Origin of the sequence: Kitasatospora sp. NBC_01300 (assembly GCF_041435235.1) — a bacterium.
Classification (GTDB): Bacteria; Actinomycetota; Actinomycetes; order Streptomycetales; family Streptomycetaceae; genus Kitasatospora.
In genome coordinates this window covers 5292702-5313747 of record NZ_CP108408.1, presented here as the reverse complement: position 1 = coordinate 5313747, position 21046 = coordinate 5292702, and the positions used below count along the sequence as shown (strand labels likewise).

The following is a 21046-nucleotide window of genomic DNA, read 5'->3' as shown; positions in this document are numbered from 1 at the left end:
CGCGGGGTGGGGGGGGGAGCCCGACCGGGTCCGGCGAACGGATCCGGTCCGCTCGGATCCGGTCAGGTGGTCCGGCGCGTCCGGTCGGATCCGGTCAGATCCGGTCAGATCCGGTAGCCGGAGCCCGGGACGGTGACGATCACCGGCGGGTCGCCGAGCTTGCGGCGCAGCGTCATCACGGTGACGCGCACGACGTTGGTGAACGGGTCGGTGTGCTCGTCCCAGGCCTTCTCCAGCAGCTGCTCGGCGGAGACGACGGCGCCGCCGGCCCGCATCAGCACCTCCAGGACGGCGAACTCCTTGGGGGCGAGCTGGACGGTGCGGCCCTCGCGGATCACCTCGCGGCGGCCCGGGTCGAGCGAGATGCCGGCCCGCTCCAGCACCGGGGGCAGCGGAACGGTCGCGCGGCGGCCCAGCGCCCTTACCCGGGCGACGAGTTCGCTGAAGGCGAACGGCTTCGGAAGGTAGTCGTCCGCGCCGATCTCCAGGCCCTCGACCCGGTCGCTGATGTCGCCGGAGGCGGTCAGCATGATCACCCGGGTGGCCAGGCCCTGTTCGACCACCTTGCGGCAGACGTCGTCGCCGTGGACCAGCGGGAGGTCGCGGTCCAGGACCACGACGTCGTAGTCGTTGACCGCGATGCGCTGGAGCGCGGCCTCCCCGTCGTACACCACGTCGACGGCCATCGCCTCGCGGCGCAGGCCGGTGGCGACAGCCTCGGCGAGCAACTGCTCGTCCTCGACGACGAGAACCCGCACGATCGTTGTCCCTTCTCCAGGCCGGCCCCGGAAGCGGACGCGCGGCTCCGACGGTGCCTCCATCCTGCCTGGTCCGCCGGTAAAGCAGCGATAAGCTGCCGCTCAGGCACGGAGCGTTGGCGGCGGGTGATGACCGTTCGTGTCGGGACCAGTCCGATTGGACTGTGACACAGGCAACTTTCTCGGGCCGGAAGGTTTCCCCCTCTCCCCGGCGGGGAGGACAGCTTCACACCCGCGATCTGGCTGTTGGCCGATCGCACCCACCCGCCGTGCGTTCATCCGCGCCGGCCCTGGGGCTGGGACGTCACCGGGAGCGGCCGAAGGCCGTCTCCGCGCTCGACCGGAGATCCACGACCTGCCGGACGGGGCGCTGCCGCTGGCCACACCTCCTCGGGGCGGAGAACGTACGACCGTGCACGTCCGACACAGTAAGGGGGCCCGTATGGACGCCTTCAAGGCCGGAATCCTGCAGCGCATAGCCAACGCCGAGCAGGATCTGCACCGCGCGATCGAGGCCGGGGACGAGTTCCTCGCCGAGGTGGAGCAGTCCGAGCTGGACGACCTCCGCCGGCTCGCCGCCGAGCACGGCGTGGACACCGTGCTGGAGCGCCACCGCACCGCCGCCTGATCCACCCGACCTTCCGACCCGACGCCGGACCTCCGGCACCAGCGGCCCTGCGGGGGTCGTGCGAAAATCCCAGGCCCTGGCATCCCCCGTATGCCAGGGCTCTTCGCTGTCCAGGACCGTCCGAGGCCCCGGGGCGCGTCCTCAGTCCGCCCAGGCGCGCAGCGCGGCCAGCCGCTCCTGCAGCGGCTGGTACACGCCCGGCGCGGCAGCCACGGTCAGCTCGCCGTCCGGGCCGTGCCCGGGGCGGCCGCCGACCAGGGCCCCGGCCTCGGCGGCGATCAGGCAGCCGGCCGCGCGGTCCCAGGGGGCGAGGCCGCGCTCGTAGTAGCCGTCCAGCCGCCCGGCGGCGACGTCGCACAGGTCCACCGCGGCGGCCCCGCCCCGGCGGATGTCCCGCACCTCGGGCATCAGGGACAGCAGCACCTCGGCCTGGCGGGTCCGCACCGACTGGACGTAGTTGAAGCCGGTGCCGATCAGCGCCTGGCCCCACGGCGGGGCCGGGCGGGTGGCGAGCGGACGGCCGTCCAGCCGGGCGCCGCGCCCGAGGACGGCGTGGAACAGCTCGCCGCGGGCCGGCGCGTACACCACGCCGACGACGGCCCGGCCGTCCAGCTCGGCGGCCACGCTGACCGCCCAGGAGGGCAGCCCGTACAGGTAGTTGACCGTGCCGTCGAGCGGGTCGACGACCCAGCGCACCCCGCTGGTGCCGGGCCGCTCGGCGCCCTCCTCGCCGAGGTAGCCGTCCTCGGGGCGGCGCTCGGTGATCAGTTCCAGGACGAGCTTCTCGGAGGCGAGGTCCATCTCGGTCACCACGTCGACCGGGCTGCTCTTGGTGCCGGCCACGCCGAGGTCGGCGGGCCGGCCGTCGCGCAGCAGGGCGCCGGCCTGCCGGGCCGCGTCCAGGGCGACCTCCAGCAGGTCGTCGAGGAGCCGGTCGTCGGGCAGGGCGGGAGTGGGCACGGGTCTCTCCTCCGGGAAAGCGGGACGGGCGGTCAGCGCTCGGCGGCGGCCGGGCGGGGGGCTCGCGGGTTGGGGCAGCAGGCCACCGCGCACACGTCGTGGCTGGGGCCGAGCGCGCCGAGGGCGCAGCGGGTCACCGGCTCGCCCCGCTCGGCGGCGGCCCGCTCCAGGACCAGTTCGCGCACCGCGGCGGTGAACCGCGGGTCGGCGCCGACGGTGGCGGCGCGGGCCACCGGCAGGCCGAGTTCGGCGGCCTTGGCGACGGCCTCGGTGTCGAGGTCGTACTTGACCTCCATGTGGTCGGAGACGAAGCCGATCGGGACCATCACCACGGCGGGCGCGCCGTCGGCGTGCTGGGCCTCCAGGTGGTCGCAGATGTCCGGTTCCAGCCACGGCGTGTGCGGGGCGCCGCTGCGGCTCTGGAACACCAGCTCCCAGGGCCGGTCCGCGACGCCGGTGCGCTCGGCGACGGCCCCGGCGATCAGCCGGGCGACGTCCAGGTGCTGGGCGACGTACGCGCCGCCGGGGCGGCCGCGGGCCGGGTCGTCCGGGGCGCCGGAGGTCTCGGCCATGGCGTCCGGGATGGAGTGGGTGGTGAACGCCAGCCGGGCGCCGGCCCGGACGTCCTCGGGCAGCCGCGCCAGGGCGGCCAGGGTGGCGTCGACCATCGGCTCGACGAAGCCCGGGTGGTTGTAGAAGTGCCGCAGCTTGTCGACCCGCAGCTCGGACAGGCCCTCGGCGGCGAGGGCGGCCAGCGCGTCGGCCAGGTTCTCCCGGTACTGGCGGCAGCCCGAGAAGCCGGCGTAGGCGCTGGTGGCGAGGACTGCGACGCGGCGGTGGCCGTCGGCGGCCAGTTCGCGCAGGGTGTCCACCAGGTAGGGCGCCCAGTTCCGGTTGCCCCAGTAGACCGGCAGGTCCAGACCGTGCTCGGCGAAGTCCTTGCGCAGCGCGGCGAGCAGTTCGCGGTTCTGCTCGTTGATCGGGCTGACCCCGCCGAACAGGAAGTAGTGCTTGCCGACCTCCTTCAGCCGCTCCTTGGGGATGCCGCGGCCCCGGGTCACGTTCTCCAGGAACGGGACGACGTCCTCGGGGGCCTCGGGCCCGCCGAAGGAGAGCAGCAGCAGGGCGTCGTACGGCTGCGGCGCTGCCGGGGCGGCGCCGGACGGGAAGGGTTTGCGCGCGTCGGACATGGCACCGATCCTGCCATTGAGGGGCCGGAGAGCCCCGTCGGGGCCGCGATGGTGTCCGGAAAATACTGTTTGCCAAGGTACGTAAGCTGTGTTGACCAGCCTCGTTCCTTACCCCCGCGGAGCTCCCGTGCTGTCCAGCTACCGCCAGATATTCGCCTCCCCCGGCAGTCTGGCCTTCTCCTCCACCGGCTTCGTCTCCCGGCTGCCGATCTCCATGACCGGCATCGGCATCGTGACCATGCTCTCCCAGCTCAGAGGCTCCTACGGGGTGGCGGGCCTGGTCTCGGCGACCCTGGCGATCTCCGCCGCGCTGCTCGGCCCGCAGGTCTCCCGGCTGGTGGACCGGCACGGGCAGCGCCGAATAATCGTCCCGGCCATGGCGCTCACCATCGTCGCCGTGGTCGGACTGCTGCTGTGCGCCCGGCTCAAGGCGCCGGACTGGACGCTCTTCGTCTTCGCGGCCGGCATGGGCGTCATGCCGAGCACCGGCGCGATGGTCCGCGCCCGCTGGGCCCACCTGTACCGCGACGACGCCCCCAAGCTGCACACCGCGTACTCCTTCGAGGCCGTCGTCGACGAGGTCTGCTTCATCGTCGGACCGATCCTCTCCATCGGCCTGGCCACCTCCGTCTTCCCCGAGGCCGGCGTCCTGCTCGCCGGGGTCTTCCTCGCCGTCGGCGTCCTGCTGTTCGCCGGGCAGCGCGCCACCGAACCGCCGGTCCACCCGGGCGCCCGGCACGTCGGCGGCTCGGTGATCCTCAACCGCGGCCTCCAGGTGCTGATCCTCACCTTCGTCGCCACCGGTGCGATCTTCGGCTCGGTCGAGGTCGTCACCGTCGCCTACTCCGAGACCCAGGGGCACAAGTCCCTCGCCAGCGTGATCCTCGCGCTGTGGGCGCTCGGCTCCTGCGTGGCGGGCGTGGTGTTCGGCACCCTCAAGCTCACCGGTTCGATGGCCGGCCGCTTCTTCGTCGGCGTCCTGTTCATGGCGCTCAGCATGGCGCCGCTGCTGCTGGTCGCCGAGTCGGTGCGCGGAGTCGGCGGCCTGATCGCGGTCGGCGGCGCGCTGCTGATCGCGGGCATCGCCATCTCCCCCACGCTGATCACCGCGATGGCCCTGGTCGAACGGCTCGTCCCGGCCGCCCAGCTGACCGAGGGCATGACCTGGACGACCACCGGGCTCGCCCTCGGCGTCGCCGTCGGCTCCTCCGCCGGCGGCTGGGTGGTGGACGCCGCCGGCTCCGCCGCGGGCTACTGGGTGCCGCTGACCGCCGGGGTCTTCGGCGTGGTCACCGCGCTCGCCGGACTCGGCCGCCTGCGCGCCGGGCTCGCCTCCGAGCAGACCGCCGACGAGCCCGTCGAAGCGGCCGAACAGACCGTAGACCTCGAACGGTGAACTGACTAATCTCTCCCTACCCGCGGGCCTACCCGCGGGTAGGGCGGCCCCCACCGCCCCGGACCGCGCCGACCCCGGTCGGCCACGGAGCAGGAGGCGGCGCCATGCCCCAGGCCAGTACTGCGACCCCCACCCGGTGGACCAACTGGGCCGGGAACCAGAGCGCCCGGCCCGCCCGGGCCGCCACCCCCGGCACCGCGGAGGAACTGGCCAAGGAGATCCTGCGCGCCGCCGAACAGGGCCGCACCGTCAAGGCCGTCGGCTCCGGCCACTCCTTCACCTCGATCGCCTCCGCCGGCGACGGCGTCCTGCTCCGCCCGCACGCGCTCACCGCCGTCCGCGGGATCGACCGCGAGGCCGGCACCATCACCGTCGAATCCGGCCTCCCGCTCGCCCGGCTCAACCGGATCCTCGCCGCCGAGGGCCTCTCCCTCACCAACATGGGCGACATCGAGGTGCAGACCGTGGCCGGCGCCACCAGCACCGGCACCCACGGCACCGGCCGCGACTCCGGCTCGCTCGCCGCCCAGATCCGCGCCCTGGAGATCGTCCTCGCCGACGGCAGCGTCCGGCGCTGCTCCCCCACCGAGCACCCCCGGCTCTTCCAGGGCGCCCGGCTCGGCCTCGGCGCCCTCGGCGTGATCACCGCGCTGACCTTCGCCGTCGAGCCGGCCTTCCTGCTCACCGCGCACGAGCAGCCGATGGCCTTCGACGAGGTGCTGGAACGGCTGGACGACCTCACCGCGGTCAACGAGCACTTCGAGTTCTACTGGTTCCCGCACACCGACCGCTGCGCCACCAAGCGCAACAACCGCAGCCAGGGCCCGGCCGCCCCGCTGCCCCGGTTCAAGGAGTGGCTGGAGGACGACTTCCTCTCCAACACCGTCTGGGAGGGCGCCTGCCGGGTCGGGCGGCGCTTCCCCGCCAGCATCCCCGCCATCGCCTCGCTGGCCAGCCGCGCCTGGTCCGACCGCAGCTACACCGACACGGCGCACCGGGTGTTCACCAGCCCGCGCAAGGTGCGCTTCGTGGAGATGGAGTACGCGGTGCCGCGCGCGGCCGTCGCCGGAGTGCTGCGCGAGCTGAAGGCCCTGGTCGAGCGCTCCGACTGGAAGGTCGGCTTCCCGGTGGAGGTGCGCTTCGCCCCCGCCGACGACCTCTGGCTCTCCACCGCCTCCGGCCGGGACAGCGCCTACATCGCCGTCCACCTCTACCGGGGCACCGCCGACCAGGGTTACTTCACCGGCGTCGAGCAGCTGATGTGCGCCCACCAGGGCCGCCCGCACTGGGGCAAGCTGCACACCCGGGACGCCGAGTACCTGTCCGGCGCCTACCCGCACTTCGGCGACTTCACCGCCCTGCGCGACGAGGTCGACCCGCAGCGCGTGTTCGGCAACGACTACCTGCGCCGGGTCCTCGGCGCCTGATCACGGGGTGGCGCCCTGGGTCGGCGCCACGGGCTGCGGCGGGGCCACCGAGGCGGGGGCGTTGCTCGGCACCGGCGGCTGCGGGCTCGCCCCGCCGGAGGTGCCGGAGGGCTTCCCGCCGTCCGCGGTCGGCGACGAACCGGCCGACGGCGTCGTGTTCGGGCCCGCCGAGGGCGAGGCCGTACCGCCGCCGTGCTCACCGGCCCCACCGCTCGGGCCCGCGCTCGGGCCGGTGCTCGGCTCCCGGCCCGGCCGCGTCGTCGGCGGGGCCGAGGCACCGCCGGACGGCGAGGGCTCCGAGCCGCGCCCGCCGCCGGTGGAGGGCCGCTCCGCCGGCGGCGTCTCCCGCGGGGAGGAGGACTTCGGGCTCACCACGCCGCCGAAGGAGGTGCCGTTGCCCGACTCGCCCTTCACCGTCGCCGACACCGGCTGACCGGTGGCCAGTTCGAACGCCAGGATCGGCGTCATCGCCACCACGAACACCAGCCCCGACACCGCCGCGTAGGTCTTCCAGGTCCACCGCCGACGCGCCCGGACCACCTGCGGCTCGTTCCACTCCGAGGAGATCGCCGACGGCGCCGGCTCCACCGGACGCTCCGGCACCTGGCGCAGCCCGTTCACGGCGTGGCCGGGCCCCCGGTCCACCACCGCCTCGCGCAGCTGCTCGCCGGTGCGCCGGAAGATGTGCTGGAACACCGCACCGCCGGTGGTGGCCCCGACACTGACCACCGCCGCACCCAGGATCGTTCCGTACACGCCGAGTTCGGAGGCGAGCAGCGCCCCCACCACCGTGGCCAGCGCACTCGCCGCGACCTGAGCCACACTCAGATCGATCCGCTTGCGCTCCTTCTTGCCGCCCTCCTCGGCGGGGCTCCGCTCCGGCATCAACATCCCTCGGTCCGTACGACTGTTCCTCGAACAAGTCACTCCATCTTGCCCAAAGAAGGACACAAGGGACGAAAATGCGGTTCTCCGGCCCCGATATATGTGAAGATGATCACCGTTCACCCGCCGGTGGTCCGCCGTTGGGGGCATGCGCTCTTGAGATTCCCGTGAATCGCGGGAGACTTGAGCGGCGAGCCGCCCCTTCGGATGCCACGAATGGAGTACTGTTCGTAAAGCCTGAGCCTTGGGTCGACTTGTCGACTGCGCCCACACCGGCAGCTTGACGAAGAGCCACGGAACAGGCACGCACGGCGACGCCCGTCCCGGACCGTCGCGAACACTCCGCGTGCGAGGACGGCCGGGGCACCCAGGCGCGACGTCGACGGATGGCGTGGCAAAAAGGCAACCGTGCCACAGCGGCGTGACCGGGCGTATGCCCGACACGCCGGGGAACTCAGCAAGGTTGTGGCCAGTCGCGAGCGGGCAGGCCACACTCAGTACGGGAGCAGCGACGCAGGTGACGTCGGCAGGCACCACCCGGGAGGTAACCGTGCCCGAACTGCGGGTTGTGGCCGTCAGCAACGACGGCACACGGCTGGTGCTCAAGGCTGCCGACAGCACGGAGTACACCCTTCCCATCGACGAGCGGCTGCGCGCCGCCATCCGCGGGGATCGTCCGCGCCTCGGCCAGATCGAGATCGAGGTCGAGAGCCATCTGCGGCCCCGGGACATCCAGGCCCGGATACGAGCCGGTGCCTCCGCCGAGGAGGTCGCCCAGGCCGCCGGCATCTCCGTCGACCGGGTCCGCCGCTTCGAGGGTCCGGTCCTCGCCGAGCGCGCCTTCATGGCCGAACGCGCCCGAAAGACCGCCATCCGCCGCAACGGCGAATCCACCGGTCCCCAGCTCGGCGAGGCCGTCGCCGAGCGGCTCGCGCTGCGCGGCGCCGAGAAGGACACCGAACGCTGGGACTCCTGGCGGCGCGACGACGGCACCTGGGAGGTCATCCTCTCCTACCGTGCCGACGGCGAGGGCCGCAGCGCCTCCTGGACGTACGACCCGCCCCGGCGCCTGGTCCAGCCCAACGACGACGAGGCCCGCGCGCTGATCGGCGAGAACGTCGAGCGCGAGGAGGAGTCGGTCTTCCCGTTCATCCCGCGGATCGCCCGGCTCCCCCAGGACCGGCCGCCCCGCCCGATGATCGACCGGCCCTCCGCCGACCGCATCATGTCGGCCCGCGAGGTCCGCGAGTCCCGCGAGGCGACCGCCGAGTCCAGGGACTCCCTGACCAGCCTGCTCGACGTGGTCCCCGCCTTCCGCGGCGACCTCGCCGTCGGCCCCGCCCCGATCGAACCGGTGCCCGCAGAGGTCGCCGAGGAGAGCGAGGAGGCGGCCGCGTCCGCCGCACCGGCGGTCGGCGCGGGCTCGGCCTACGCCGACATCCTGATGCCGCGGGCCGTCGCACCACACCGCGAGCGCCTGGTCGGCACCACCGACCGCCAGGCCGAGGCGGACGGCGTCCGGCCCGGCCGCCGGGCCACCGTGCCCAGCTGGGACGAGATCGTCTTCGGCAGCCGGCGCAAGAAGCAGGAATAGCAGCCCATACGTCAGGGGCGGGAGGCCCGGCCTCCCGCCCCTGACGTATGCCCCGGCTCAGCCCGGCTGGTCGGTCACCGCCACCGGGCGGGCCTCGTCGCTCGACCACTCGCTCCACGACCCCGGGTACAGCGTCGCCGGCAGGCCCGCCACCTCCAGCGCCAGGATCTGGTGCGCCGCCGTCACCCCCGAGCCGCAGTACACCGCCGTCTCCCGCTCACCCGCGCCCAGCGCGCGGAACCGCGCCGCCAGCTCCGCGGCCGACCTGAACCGCCCGTCGGCCGCCACGTTCTCGGCCGTCGGCGCCGACACCGCACCCGGGATGTGCCCGGCGCGCGGGTCCACCGGCTCGCTCTCGCCCCGGTAGCGGTCCCCCGCCCGGGCGTCCAGCAGCAGCGCACCGCGCGCCCAGGCCGCCGCACCGTCCGCGTCCACCACGGGCAACTGCCCCGGGAGCGGCTTGAAATCACCCTCCGCCGGCGCCGGGACCTCCGCCGTCACCGGCAGTCCGGCCGCCGTCCAGGCCGCGTACCCGCCGTCCAGCACCCGGACGTCCCGGTGTCCGGCCCAGCGCAGCAGCCACCAGGCGCGGGCCGCCGCCAGCGAGGCCGCGCCGTCGTACACCACCACCGGGCGGCCGGAGTCCACCCCCAGGCGGCGCATCGCCGCGCCGAACTGCTCCGGGTCCGGCAGCGGGTGGCGGCCGCCCCGGCCGGGGGCGCCCGGCGGGGCCGCGAGGTCCCGGTCCAGGTCGACGAAGCGGGCGCCGGGCAGGTGCCCGGCCCGGTACTCCTCGACGGCGGTCGGGCCGGACTGGGCGGCACCGACCAGCCGGTAGCGCACGTCCAACAGCACCGGCGGGAGCGCGGAGGCGAGCGCCTGCGCCAGCCCGGCCGCGGAGATCAGCGGGGAACCGTCGTTGTAGGTGGTCATGGCGGCCATTGTCGCGCAGCGCCGCCACCCCGCTGCTCTTTGTGCGGTCTTTGCCGGAATTTCCGCGCGGCCCGAGGGTTCGACGCGCGCCAGAGTGGAAGCATCACCCTCGCGCGCGAGGATTTCCGTGCGCCGACCACCCATTGCGCCAACCACCCATGAGGAGGCCCGCATTGCCCGCGGTGGAACTCCGACTGGCCCAGGGCACCCCCTGCTGGGTCAGCCTGCTGACCGACGACCTGGCCGGCGCCCGCGCGTTCTACGCCGACCTGCTCGGCTGGACCTACACCCCGGGCCCCGGCCAACTCGGCGCCTACGTCCGCGCCGAACTCGACGGGGCACCGGTCGCCGGCCTCGGCGTCTCCACCGCCACCGGCTTCCCGGTGCAGTGGACCAGCTACTTCGCCGTCGACGACGCCGACCACACCGCCCAACTGGTGCGCGCCTGCGGCGGAACCGTGGCCGTCGGGCCGCTCCAGGCCGAACGCGCCGGGCGGATGGCCATCGCCGCCGACGTCTCCGGCGCCGTCTTCGGCCTCTGGCAGGGCGAGGAGCACACCGGCCGGGAGGCCGGGCCCGAACCCGGCGGACCGGCCTGGACCGAACTGCTCACCCCCGACACCGACGGCGCCGTCGCCTTCTACACCGCGGTACTCGACCGACCCGTCCGGCACGCCGACGACGAGTCCGCGCTACTCGTGCACGGGCGACCGGTCGCCGGCATCCGGCACCGCGCCGAACTGCGCGGCCATCCGCCCCGCTGGCGGGTCCACTTCGCCGTCCGCGACGCCGACGCCACCGCCCGGCACGCCGTCGGACTCGGCGGCCGCATCCTGGTCGAACCGCACGACACCGCCCGCGGCCGCGCCGCCCGGCTGTCCGACCCGCAGGGCGGGCACTTCTCGGTGCTGGAACTCCGCTAGCGCGCCCGGGACAGGACTCAGACCTGCTGCTCGAAGGGCAGCACGTCCGGCGAGAGCACCGAGGCCCGGGCCGTCGCGGCGGTCAGGCGGCGGCGGTGGTGCCGGCGGCAGAGCACCTCGTACCCGACCTCGTCCTCGTTCACCGAGATGTCACCGACCACCACCTGGGCGCCCTCGACGACCATCACCCCGCCCACCGTCCGGGCGTTGTGCGTCGCCCGCGCACCGCACCAGCACAGCGCCTCGACCTGGAGCACCTCCACCCGGTCCGCCAGCTCGATCAGCCGCTGGGAGCCGGGGAACAGCCGGGTGCGGAAGTCCGTGGTGATCCCGAACGTGTAGGCGTCGATGTCGAGTTCGTCCACCACCCGGGCCAACTGGTCGACCTGCTCGGCGGCGAAGAACTGCGCCTCGTCGCAGATCAGGTAGTCCACCCGGCCGCCCGCCGAGAGCCGGTGCACCACGTACGCGTGGAAGTCGAAGTCGTCCGTCACCTCGACCGCGTCCGCCCGCAGGCCCAGCCGGCTGGAGATGGTCGCCGCGCCGGCCCGGTCGTGGCGGGTCAGGATGAGGCCCTGCCGGCCGCGGGCGGAGTGGTTGTGGTCCATCTGCAGCGCCAGCGTCGACTTGCCGCAGTCCATCGTGCCCGAGAAGAACACCAGTTCAGCCATGGGTGGAGCAAAGGCCTTTCACATCAGGGGAGTTCGGGCACAGAAGAGTCAAGTACCTGGCTCAGCCGCGAACTTCGAGCAGCGGCACGAACTGCTCGACCGGGGTCATCGAACCGTGCAGACCGATCATCGCGGACTCGCCCGGCTCGTTGCGGGAGGCGGTGATCGCGATGTCGTCCCGCGCCGCGGCCACCACGTCGCCGATCCGCGCGTACACCCGCTCGTCCACGGCCGGACCGAACCAGCCCGCCGCGATCGCCTGGTCCCGGGTGGCCACCCACATCCGGTCGCCCAGCACCTCGCTCCAGACCGTGAACACGTCGGCCGCCGCACCGGGCACCGCGTACACGTGCCGGGCCCGGCCCTCGCCGCCCAGCAGGGCCACGCCGGCGCCCAGCTCCCAGTCCTCGTCGAAGTCGATCCGGTCCTCCGGCGCGATGTCGATCATGCCGTGGTCGGCGGTCACGTACATCGCCGAACGCGGCGGCAGCCGCTCGGCCAGCCGACGGGCCAGCCGGTCCACCGCGTCCAGGGTCATCCGCCACTCGTCCGAGTCCACCCCGAAGCGGTGGCCCGCACCGTCCAGCTCGCTGACGTACGTGTAGACCAGCGCCCGGTCGTGCTCGGCCAGCCAGGAGGCCGCCAGGTCCATCCGCTCCTCGCCCGTGGTCCGGCCCAGGAAGGTGCCGCCGGACAGCGCCACCCTGGTCAGCGGCGTCTGCGAGAACAGCGGGGAGGACACCTGCGCGGTCGCCACCCCGGCGGCGTCCGTCCGCTCGAAGACCGTCGGGTACGGCTGCCAGACGTGCGGGTCGGTGTGCGGCTGCCAACGCAGCTGGTTCATCAGATAACCGGCGCCCGGCACCGCGACCGTGTACCCGGCCAGGCCGTGCAGCCCCGGCGGCGTGCCGGTGCCGACCGAGGCCAGCGAAGTCGCCGTGGTCGACGGGAAACCAGCGGTCAGCGGGCGGCCCGAACCGCCCATCGAGCTCCCGGCCAGCGAGGACAGGAACGGCGCGTACTCCGGGTGCCGCAGCAGCAGCTCCCAGCCCAGGCCGTCCACCAGGAACACCACCACCCGGTCGGCCGGGGCGATCGGCAGGGTCGCGGTGAAGCCCGGGACGCCCAGGCCCGCCGCCACCGAGGGCAACAGGTCGCAGAGCGAACCACTGCCGTACGGGGGCGCGGGAGCCGCGGCCGGGTCGAGGATCTCGAAGGCGTCGAAGCCGCCGGAGGGTGCGAAGGACATGAAACCGGATTCGTAGCAGTCGAAGGCGGCGGCGCTCAGACCCGCGGGCCGTTGCTGATCGTCGCGTCGGAGAGCGCGCGGGCGAACACCAGCGCCTGGGCCACCGTCTCCGGGCCGTCACCGGCCTCGCTCACCCGCAGTGAGAGATCGTCAGCCGTCGCCGAACCGGTGTAGCCGTGGTCAGCCTCGCAGTTCGGGTCCGAACAGCCCGCGGGCTCCAGGTCCAGCCGCTGCACCGCACCCCAGCCGATCGTCAGCACCACCTCGCGCGGCAGCGTCCCCGGCGTGTACGTCTCCGGGTTCGCGACCATCCGGCTCAGCACGACCGAACCGATCCGGTCCAGCCGGACACTCTCCGTCGACGTCGTCGCGAACGGCACCGCCGGGCTGCCCGCGTCCCCCGACTGCTCGTCGGTGTGGCTCACCACGAACCGCGTCGGGGTCAGCACCAGCACCGTCACGTGCCGACGCACCTCGTTGGCGTCGAAGGTCGTCTCCTGGTGCACCAGGTAGGAGCTGATCGGCTCCGGGCCCACCGCGGCCTCGACCGCCTCGGACACCAGGGCCGGGTAGTAACCGCTGCGCTCGATCGCCGAGCGCAGGTCCTGAGTGCTGGTGGTACCGGTCTTCGCCATAACTCCATCCTGGCATGGTCCGCCGACGAAGCGGGCGGCACGGCGCCGAGCTTCGGACAACAGCGCCCACAGGCAGGCGCAACCAAGGAAGGTTACAGGCTGCTCATCGCGCGCGGGCCCAGATCGCTGCGGACGGGCAGCGGCGCGATCCGCACCCGCGCCCCCAGGATCGCCAACCCGTACGGGGCCACGACCACCGGTTCGAGATCCACCGACGCGATCTCCGGCACGTCGTCCACCAACTGCGACACCCGCAGCAGCAACTCCTCCAGCGCGTCGGTGTCCACCGCCTCCGCGCCCCGCCAACCGAACAGCAGGGGCGCCGCGCGCACCTCCCGGACCAGCCCGGCCACCTCCTGGTCGGTCGCCGGGACCAAGCGGTGCGCCACATCGCCCAGCAGCTCGGCGGGCGCCCCCGCCAGGCCGAACGACAGGATCGCGCCGACCGCCGGATCCACCGTGGCACCGATCACGGTGTCCACCCCGCGCGGCGCCATCCGCTGCACCACCAGCTCCGCCTGCGCCGCACCGCCCAGCAGCGCGTCCAGCTCGCGGTGCGCCCGGCGCAGCCCGGGCTCACCGGTCAGGTCCAGCCGCACGCTGCCCAGGTCCGGGCGGTGGCGCAGGTGCGGGGCGGTGGCCTTCAATGCCACCGGGTAGCCGAGCGTCGCCGCGGCCCGCACGGCCGCCTCCTCGTCCGGGGCCGGCAGCGCCGGGAAGACGTCGATGCCGTAGCGGGCCAGCAGCTCGCGGGCCCCGGCGTCCGGCAGGGTGATCCGGGCGCCGCCCGGCTGCGTCCGCGCGGCGACCGCCGTCCGGGTGCTCAACGCCGCCTCGACCAGCGTGCGGGCACCCGGCTCGTCGATCCGGTCCAGCTCGGGCACCCGGGCCGTCTCCTCCGCCACGGCCGTCCGGCGCCGCCACTGCGCGTAGTGCACCGCGTGCGCCAGCGCCCGCACCGCCCGCTCCGGCGCCGCGAAAGCCGGCACGCCTCCCGGGCGCAGCCGGACCGGCAGATCGGTCAACGCCAGATGGGCGAGCACCAGCGGCTTGCCCAACTCCCGTGCCCTTCGGCTGGCTTCGAGCAGCGCGTCGGCGATCTCCGGATCGTCCGAACCCATCTCCGGATCGTCCGGGCCGGTCAGCCGACCGCCCATGAAGGCGTGCGCGGACGTGCCGATCGGCGGGATCGCCACCGCGATCACCGCGTCCACCGCCGGATCGGCCAGCGCCACGTCCAGCGCGATCCGGAAGTTCTCGCCCGTCGCGGCCGTGGTCAGGTCGACCGGGGTGCGCGGCCGCAGGCCCGCGCTCAGGCAGGCGTCGTAGGTCAGCAGGCCCAGCGAGTCCGAGTTGCCGACCACCGCGACCCGGTCCCCCGGCGGCAGCGGCTGCAGGGCCAGCAGCTCCCCGGTGTCGTACAGCTCGGTGATCGTCTCCACCCTGATCACGCCCGCCTGCTCGAACAGCGCGCCCACCGTCGCGTCGCGCAGCCCCGTCGCGGTCGCCGGCACCGCGTGGCCCGGCGGCAGGCTGCCGGTGTGCCGGGCGCCCTTCACCACCACGACCGGCTTCACCGCGGCCAGCCGGCGCGCGATCCGGGTGAACTTGCGCGGGTTGCCGAAGGACTCCAGGTAGAGCAGCACCACCTCGGTGGCCTCGTCCTCCGCCCAGTACTGCAGGAAGTCGTTCCCGGAGACGTCCGACCGGTTGCCCACCGAGGCGAAGGAGGACACCCCCAGGCCCCGGCGGTGCGCCGACTCCAGCAGGGCCACCCCGATCGCACCGGACTGGCAGAAGATCCCGAACCCGCCCCGGCCCGGCAGCTGCGGAGCCAGCGAGGCGTTCAACGGGCGGTCCGGATCGGTGTTGATCAGGCCGAAGGCGTTCGGGCCGATCACCCGCATCCCCGCCGCCCGCGCCTGGCGCACCAGCGCGCGCTGGCGGTCCCGGCCCTCCGGACCGGTCTCCGCGTACCCGGCGGTCACCACCACCAGGCCCTGCACCCCGTGCGCACCGCACTCGGCGACCGCCGCCGGGACGGCCCCCTCCGGGACGGTGATCACCGCGAGATCCACCGGCCCGGGAATGTCCAGAACCGAACGGTGCACCGGGACGCCGTCCAGCTCGGTGCCCGGCGGGGCGTTGCGGTTCACCGCGTACACCGGGCGCGTGTCGTCGGCACTGCCCAGCAGGTCCCGCAGGATCGCCCGGCCCACCGTCTGCGGATTGCGCGACACCCCGATCACCGCCACCGACCGCGGGGTCAGCAGCCGCTGCACCGACTTCGCCTCCGCCCGGTGCTCGCGCGCCCGCATCACCGCGAGCGAACGGTCCGTCTGCTCAAGATCGAACTCCAGGTGCACCACACCGTCGGCGAAACTGCGGCGCTGCGTGTAGCCGGCATCGGTGAAGACCTTCACCATCTTCCGGTTCTCCGGCAGCACCTCCGCCTGGAACCGGCGGATCCCGCGCTCCTGCGCCACCGCCGCGATGTGCTCCAGCAGCGCCGACGCCACCCCGCGGCCCTGATGGGCGTCCTGCACCAGGAACGCCACCTCGGCGTCCGTCCCGGCCTCGGACGGACGGCCCTGCGCGTCGATCCGGTCGTAGCGGACGGTCGCGATGAAACGGTCCCGGACCACCACCGCCAGCGCCACCCGGTCCACGAAGTCGTGATGGGTGAAACGGCGGACATCCTTCTCCGACAACCGGGGGTAGGGGGCGAAGAAACGGAAGTACTTGGACTGGTCCGACACCTGTGCGTAGAACTCCACCAGACGCTCCGCGTCCTCCGGCGTGATCGGCCGGATGCGGGCCGTACCGCCGTCCCGCAGCAGGATGTCGGCCTCCCAGTGCTGGGGGTAATCCGGTCCGGATTCCCGCCGGTCACCGGGGTCCTGCTCGGGCTGCGCCACTGCGGAGTCGTCCACATTCGTCAGGTTATCCGGCAGTGGGCCGAATGGCGCCGGGTGCACACTGGCTGCAGGGTGGGCAGGGCTGTCGGCCGTGCCTTATGCCCCGAAAAGAAACAATCACAAGTCCTGAACGCAGCGGCTCGCAGGGACCGCCTGCGTGCAACACTGGTCTAGACAACATGGCCGCTTCCCCGAGCACGGCCGTAACCAGCTTCACCGGAAAGGCACGTCTCATGGCTGAGCGCCGCGTCACCATCGGTTGGGCCGAGGGCCTGCACGCCCGTCCCGCCTCCGTCTTCGTCCGGGCCGTCACGGCCACCGGCGTGCCGATCACCATCGCCAAGCCCGGCGGCAACCCCGTCAACGCCGCCTCCATGCTCGGCCTGCTCGGCCTCGGCGCCCAGGGCGGCGACGAGGTCATCCTCGCCTCCGACGCCGACAACGCCGACGACGCCCTCGACCGCCTCGCCAAGCTCGTCCAGGAAGGCCTCGACGAGCTCCCGGCCGCAGCCTGAGCCAACTCGACCGACCCGACAGGGGTGCCGCCACACCGTGGCGACACCCCTGTCGACGTTGATCAGCCCTTCACGCAGACGACCTGCATGAGGTGGGCGATCGGCTCGACGAGATCGGTCTGCTGCGCCATGACCTTCTCGATCGACTTGTAGGCGCCCGGGATCTCGTCCACGACGCCGCTGTCCTTGCGGCACTCCACACCCTTGGTCTGCTCCACCAGGTCCTGCGTGGAGAAACGCTTCTTCGCCGCAGTCCGGCTCATCTTGCGGCCGGCGCCGTGCGAGGCCGAGTTGAACGCCGCCTCGTTGCCGAGACCGCGGACGATGTACGAACCGGTGGCCATGGAGCCCGGGATGATGCCGTAGTCGCCGGTCCGGGCGCGAATCGCGCCCTTGCGGGTCACCAACAGGTCCTGGCCGTCGTACCGCTCCTCCGCCACGTAGTTGTGGTGGCAGCTGATCTCGTCCTCGAAGGCCACCTTCGCCTTCGGGAGCTCGCGGCGTACGACGTCCTTGAAGAGCGCCATCATGATCGAGCGGTTGTGCAGCGCGTATTCCTGCGCCCAGAACAGGTCCTGCCGGTAGGCCGCCATCTGCGGGGTCTCCGAGATGAACACCGCGAGGTCACGGTCGATCAGCCCCTGGTTGTGCGGCAGCGACCGGGCCACGCCCATGTGGTACTCGGCCAGTTCCTTGCCGATTCCACGAGAACCGGAATGCAGCGTCAGCCAAACACTTTTCTTATCATCGACACATAGTTCAATGTGGTGATTTCCTCCACCGAGCGTCCCCATCTGCTGCATCGCCCGCTCGCGGCGCCACTTGACCTCCCCGGCCACGCCGTCGAAGCGATGCCAGAAGTCGTCCCAGCCCGCCGTCCGGAGGCCGTGCAGCTTGGTGGGGTCGACGGGGTCGGTGTGGAGGCCGCGGCCGACCGGGATGGCCTGCTCGATCTTGGAGCGGAGGCGGGAGAGGTCGTCGGGGAGGTCCTCGGCGGTGAGGGAGGTCTTCACCGCGCTCATGCCGCAGCCGATGTCGACGCCGACCGCCGCCGGGCAGACGGCGCCCTTCATGGCGATGACGGAACCGACGGTCGCGCCCTTGCCCAGGTGGACGTCGGGCATCACGGCGAGGCCGTGCAACCAGGGCAGGGAGCTGATGTTGCGCAGCTGCTGCAGGGCCTGGCCCTCGACGGTGGCCGGGTCGGTCCACATCCGGATCGGGACCCGGATTCCGGGCACCTCGGTGTACGTCATGGTTGAACGACCTCCAGCGGTCGGGTGGTTCGGGCAAGGGGGTGCCGCGCGCAGAAGCCCGGTGCGGCTCGGGGAAGTTCAGGGGGTGGGGCTCAGGCGCCCTGGGCACAGGGGGAGGACGGCCTCGGGGAGCGTCGGCGTATGGCTCGCTCGACCCGCATGGTGACCGCCTCCCTTCGTTCGTCGTCGTTCGTCGTCGTTCGTCGTCGTTCGTCCGTGTGTGCCGGGGATATCTATCCACGGAACGCCGCTGGCCCGCAACGGATTTAACAACGCGACGGCCCGGCGGAGCGGGTGCTCCACCGGGCCGCGCGGGAAACGCCGGGTCAGCTGACGACGGTGACCTCGCCGATGCCGAGGGCCCGCACGTCGTCGGCGATGACGGCGGCGTCGCCGACCAGCACGGTGACCAGGCGGTCCGGCGGGAAGGCGGCGACGACGGCCTCGGTGGCGGCGGCGGTGGGCAGTTCGGCGAGCTGCCGGTAGACCTCGGCCTGGTAGTCGTCCGCGAGGTGCTGCTCGACCTGGTCGGCCAGGGTGCCGGCGACCGAGCCCGCGGTCTCGTACTTCAGCGGGGCGACGCCGACCAGGAACTGCACGGCCTCGTCGCGCTCGGCGTCGGTGAGGCCCTCGGCGGCGAGGGTGCGCAGGATGGTCCAGGTGTCGGCGAGCGCCGGGGCGGTGGAGGCGGTGTCCACCGAGCCGCTGATGGCGAGCAGCGAGCGGCCGCTGCCGTCGGCGGCGGAGCGCAGCGGCTGCGCGAAGGAGCGGACGCCGTAGGTGTAGCCCTTCTCCTCGCGCAGGACGCGGTCGAGGCGGGAGGTGAGGGTGCCGCCGAGGCAGTAGGTGCCGAGGATCTGGGCGGCCCAGACGGGGTCGTGGCGGTCGGGGCCGATGCGGCCGATGAGGAGTTGGGTCTGGACGGAGCCGGGCCGGTCGACGATGACGACGCGGCCGCGGTCGTCGGCGGTGACGGGGGCGTGGGCGGAGGGTTCGGCGGTGTTGCCGGTCCAGGTGCCGAGGGTGCTCTCCAGGAGGGCGGGCAGCTCGACGCCGGTGAGGTCGCCGACCACCACGACGGTGGTGGTGGCGGGGCGCACGTGGGCGTCGTAGAAGGCCTTGACGGCGGCCCGGTCGATCGACTTGACCGTGTCGGCGGTGCCGCTGCGGGGCCGGGAGAGGCGGTCGGCGCCGTCGAAGAGCTCGGCGTAGAGGGCCTTGGCGGCGCGCCGCGCGGGGTTGGCCTGCTCGTGGACGATCTCGTCCAAGCGGTTGGCGACCAGGCGCTCGATCTCCTCGGCGGGGAGGGCGGGGGCGCGCAGGGCGTCGGCGAGCAGGGTGAGGCCGCGCTGCAGGCGGGAGGCGGGGACCTCCAGGGCGACCCGGATGCACGGGTGGTCGGCGTGGGCGTCGAGGGTGGCCCCGGCGCGTTCGAGTTCGGCGGCGAACTCCTCGGCGGTGAGGGTGTCGGTGCCCTCGTTGAGGGCGCGGGCGAGGATGGCGGCGATGCCGTCGAGGCCCTCGGGCTCGGCGGCGAGCGGGGCGTCGAGCAGGACCTCGACGGCGACGAGCTGCTGGCCGGGCCGGTGGCAGTGCAGGACGGTGATGCCGTTGCCGAGGGCGGCGCGCTCGGGGGCGGGGAAGGCCCAGGGGCTGGGGGTGCCGGGCTCGGGCTGGGGGTGGAACGTCATGGCGGGAACGTAGTCGGTGCTCATGCGGCGGCACCCTCCTCATCGGTGGCGGCGGGGGCGTCGGTGTCGTCGGCCGTGGTGGGCTCGTAGACGAGGACGGCCCGGTTGTCGGGGTGGAGCCGGGCCTTGGCGACGGCCTGGACCTCCTCGGCGGTGATGTCGAGAACCTTGGGGAGGGCGTCGTTGAGGAGCTTGGGGTCACCGAACAGGACGGCGTAGCGGCAGAGTTCGTCGGCGCGGCCGGCGACGGTGGTGAGCCGGTCGAGCCATTCGCGCTCGATCTGGGCCTGGGCCCGTTCGAGTTCCTCGGGGGTGGGGCCTTCGGCGGCGAAGCGGGCGAGTTCCTCGTCGACGGCGGCGTCGATCTGCTCGATGGTGGCGTCGCCGGAGGTCTTGACGTCGAGCCAGCCGAGGCTGGGGGCGCCGGCGAGGCGGAGCAGGCCGAAGCCGGCGGCGACGGCGGTGCGGTCGCGGCGGACGAGCCGGTTGTAGAGGCGGCTGGACTCGCCGCTGCCGAGGATGGTGAGGGCGAGGTCGGCGGCGTCGGCGTCGCGGGTGCCGTCGTGCGGGAGCCGGTAGGCGGCCATCAGGGCGCGGGAGGGGACGTCCTCGTGGACGTGCTCGCGCAGTTCGCTGCCGATGGTGTCGGGGAGTTCGCCGGAGCGCGGCGGCTGCTTGCCGTCGTGGGCGGGGATGCTGCCGAAGTACTTCTCGACCCAGGCGATGGTCTGCTCGGGGTCGATGTCGCCGACGACGGTGAGGACGGCGTTGTTGGGCGCGTAGTAGGTGCGGAAGAACGCGCGGGCGTCGTCGAGGGTGGCGGCGTCGAGGTCGGCCATGGAGCCGATCGGGGTGTGGTGGTACGGGTGGCCGTCGGGGAACGAGAGCGCGGTGAGCTTCTCGAAGGCGGTGCCGTAGGGGACGTTGTCGTAGCGCTGGCGGCGCTCGTTCTTGACGACGTCGCGCTGGTTCTCCATGGACGTCTCGTCGAGGGCGGCGAGCAGCGAGCCCATGCGGTCGGCCTCCAGCCAGAGGGCGAGCTCCAACTGGTGGGCGGGCATGGTCTCGAAGTAGTTGGTGCGCTCGAAGCTGGTGGTGCCGTTGAGCGAGCCGCCGGCGCCCTGGACGAGCTCGAAGTGCCCGTTGTTGGAGACGTTGGCGGAGCCCTGGAACATGAGGTGCTCGAAGAGGTGGGCGAGGCCGGTGCGGCCCTTGACCTCGTGGCGGGAGCCCACGTCGTACCAGAGGCAGACCGCGGCGACCGGGGTGAGGTGGTCCTCGGAGAGGACGACGCGCAGGCCGTTGGCCAGGCGGTGCTCGGTGATGGCGATGGCGGCGCCATGTCCTCCGGTGGAGGCGGATGCGGGGGCCGGGTTGGCCATGCGCTCGGGTCCTTCCCGTCGTCGATGTCGGGGTT

General features: G+C 73.2%; 18 protein-coding genes. 6 read left to right on the top strand and 12 right to left on the bottom strand.

Going from position 1 to position 21046, the window contains the following annotated elements; all coding sequences use genetic code 11:
• Positions 1 to 104: 104 nt before the first annotated feature.
• Positions 105 to 758 carry a response regulator transcription factor gene (locus OG556_RS23590; RefSeq protein WP_063349384.1) on the bottom strand — a complete coding sequence of 218 codons (654 nt, stop codon included), beginning with the start codon at positions 756 to 758 and terminating at the stop codon, positions 105 to 107.
• Positions 759 to 1200: 442 nt separating this feature from the next.
• Between OG556_RS23590 and OG556_RS23585 the strand changes: the two genes are divergently transcribed.
• A complete protein-coding gene (locus OG556_RS23585) occupies positions 1201 to 1386 on the top strand; it encodes a hypothetical protein (protein ID WP_030057688.1) in 186 nt (61 codons plus the stop codon).
• A gap of 141 nt (positions 1387 to 1527) precedes the next feature.
• On the opposite strand, the gene OG556_RS23580 is transcribed toward OG556_RS23585, so the two are convergent.
• Both OG556_RS23580 and OG556_RS23575 read right to left on the bottom strand, forming a co-directional pair.
• Complete coding sequence (locus tag OG556_RS23580; RefSeq protein WP_371519066.1) at positions 1528 to 2346, bottom strand: inositol monophosphatase family protein; 819 nt, start codon at positions 2344 to 2346, stop codon at positions 1528 to 1530.
• Between the two features lie 32 nt (positions 2347 to 2378).
• A complete protein-coding gene (locus OG556_RS23575) occupies positions 2379 to 3536 on the bottom strand; it encodes a ferrochelatase (protein ID WP_371519065.1) in 1158 nt (385 codons plus the stop codon).
• 127 nt (positions 3537 to 3663) lie between these two features.
• On the opposite strand from OG556_RS23575, the gene OG556_RS23570 reads away from it, so the two are divergent.
• On the top strand, positions 3664 to 4932 hold the full coding sequence (locus OG556_RS23570) for an MFS transporter (protein ID WP_371519064.1): 1269 nt from the start codon (positions 3664 to 3666) through the stop codon (positions 4930 to 4932).
• A gap of 104 nt (positions 4933 to 5036) precedes the next feature.
• Positions 5037 to 6359 (top strand): D-arabinono-1,4-lactone oxidase, encoded by a 1323-nt coding sequence (locus OG556_RS23565; protein ID WP_371519063.1) that lies wholly within the window; start codon positions 5037 to 5039, stop codon positions 6357 to 6359.
• Here OG556_RS23565 and OG556_RS23560 read toward each other — a convergent pair whose 3' ends face one another.
• On the bottom strand, positions 6360 to 7244 hold the full coding sequence (locus OG556_RS23560; protein ID WP_371519062.1) for a hypothetical protein: 885 nt from the start codon (positions 7242 to 7244) through the stop codon (positions 6360 to 6362).
• A 517-nt stretch (positions 7245 to 7761) separates the two neighbouring features.
• On the opposite strand from OG556_RS23560, the gene sepH reads away from it, so the two are divergent.
• Positions 7762 to 8838: a septation protein SepH gene (sepH, locus tag OG556_RS23555; protein ID WP_371519061.1), complete on the top strand. Its 1077-nt coding sequence runs from the start codon at positions 7762 to 7764 to the stop codon at positions 8836 to 8838.
• Positions 8839 to 8895: 57 nt separating this feature from the next.
• On the opposite strand, the gene OG556_RS23550 is transcribed toward sepH, so the two are convergent.
• Positions 8896 to 9771, bottom strand: coding sequence for a sulfurtransferase (locus tag OG556_RS23550; protein WP_371519060.1), 876 nt, complete (start codon positions 9769 to 9771; stop codon positions 8896 to 8898).
• A 182-nt stretch (positions 9772 to 9953) separates the two neighbouring features.
• Here OG556_RS23550 and OG556_RS23545 point away from each other — a divergent pair, with 182 nt between their 5' ends.
• The gene (locus tag OG556_RS23545; RefSeq protein WP_371522848.1) at positions 9954 to 10694 is read left to right on the top strand and encodes a VOC family protein; all 741 of its coding nucleotides are present in this window, start codon (positions 9954 to 9956) and stop codon (positions 10692 to 10694) included.
• A 17-nt stretch (positions 10695 to 10711) separates the two neighbouring features.
• Here the strand turns inward: OG556_RS23545 and OG556_RS23540 are convergent, their stop codons facing one another.
• The 4 genes from OG556_RS23540 to OG556_RS23525 form a co-directional block, all read right to left on the bottom strand.
• Complete coding sequence (locus OG556_RS23540; protein WP_063349376.1) at positions 10712 to 11365, bottom strand: thymidine kinase; 654 nt, start codon at positions 11363 to 11365, stop codon at positions 10712 to 10714.
• A 61-nt stretch (positions 11366 to 11426) separates the two neighbouring features.
• A complete protein-coding gene (locus OG556_RS23535) occupies positions 11427 to 12614 on the bottom strand; it encodes an alkaline phosphatase family protein (protein ID WP_371519059.1) in 1188 nt (395 codons plus the stop codon).
• Between the two features lie 35 nt (positions 12615 to 12649).
• Positions 12650 to 13249 carry a DUF5998 family protein gene (locus OG556_RS23530; RefSeq protein WP_063349374.1) on the bottom strand — a complete coding sequence of 200 codons (600 nt, stop codon included), beginning with the start codon at positions 13247 to 13249 and terminating at the stop codon, positions 12650 to 12652.
• A 92-nt stretch (positions 13250 to 13341) separates the two neighbouring features.
• Positions 13342 to 16182 (bottom strand): GNAT family N-acetyltransferase, encoded by a 2841-nt coding sequence (locus tag OG556_RS23525; protein ID WP_371519058.1) that lies wholly within the window; start codon positions 16180 to 16182, stop codon positions 13342 to 13344.
• A 218-nt stretch (positions 16183 to 16400) separates the two neighbouring features.
• On the opposite strand from OG556_RS23525, the gene OG556_RS23520 reads away from it, so the two are divergent.
• A complete protein-coding gene (locus OG556_RS23520; protein WP_063349373.1) occupies positions 16401 to 16682 on the top strand; it encodes an HPr family phosphocarrier protein in 282 nt (93 codons plus the stop codon).
• A 62-nt stretch (positions 16683 to 16744) separates the two neighbouring features.
• Here the strand turns inward: OG556_RS23520 and OG556_RS23515 are convergent, their stop codons facing one another.
• The 3 genes from OG556_RS23515 to OG556_RS23505 all read right to left on the bottom strand — a co-directional run bounded on the left by OG556_RS23515 (position 16745) and on the right by OG556_RS23505 (position 21011).
• The gene (locus OG556_RS23515) at positions 16745 to 17938 is read right to left on the bottom strand and encodes an RtcB family protein (RefSeq protein ID WP_371519057.1); all 1194 of its coding nucleotides are present in this window, start codon (positions 17936 to 17938) and stop codon (positions 16745 to 16747) included.
• Between the two features lie 326 nt (positions 17939 to 18264).
• A complete protein-coding gene (locus OG556_RS23510) occupies positions 18265 to 19629 on the bottom strand; it encodes a M16 family metallopeptidase (RefSeq protein ID WP_371522846.1) in 1365 nt (454 codons plus the stop codon).
• Positions 19630 to 19649: 20 nt separating this feature from the next.
• Positions 19650 to 21011: a M16 family metallopeptidase gene (locus OG556_RS23505; RefSeq protein WP_371519056.1), complete on the bottom strand. Its 1362-nt coding sequence runs from the start codon at positions 21009 to 21011 to the stop codon at positions 19650 to 19652.
• Positions 21012 to 21046: the final 35 nt, after the last annotated feature.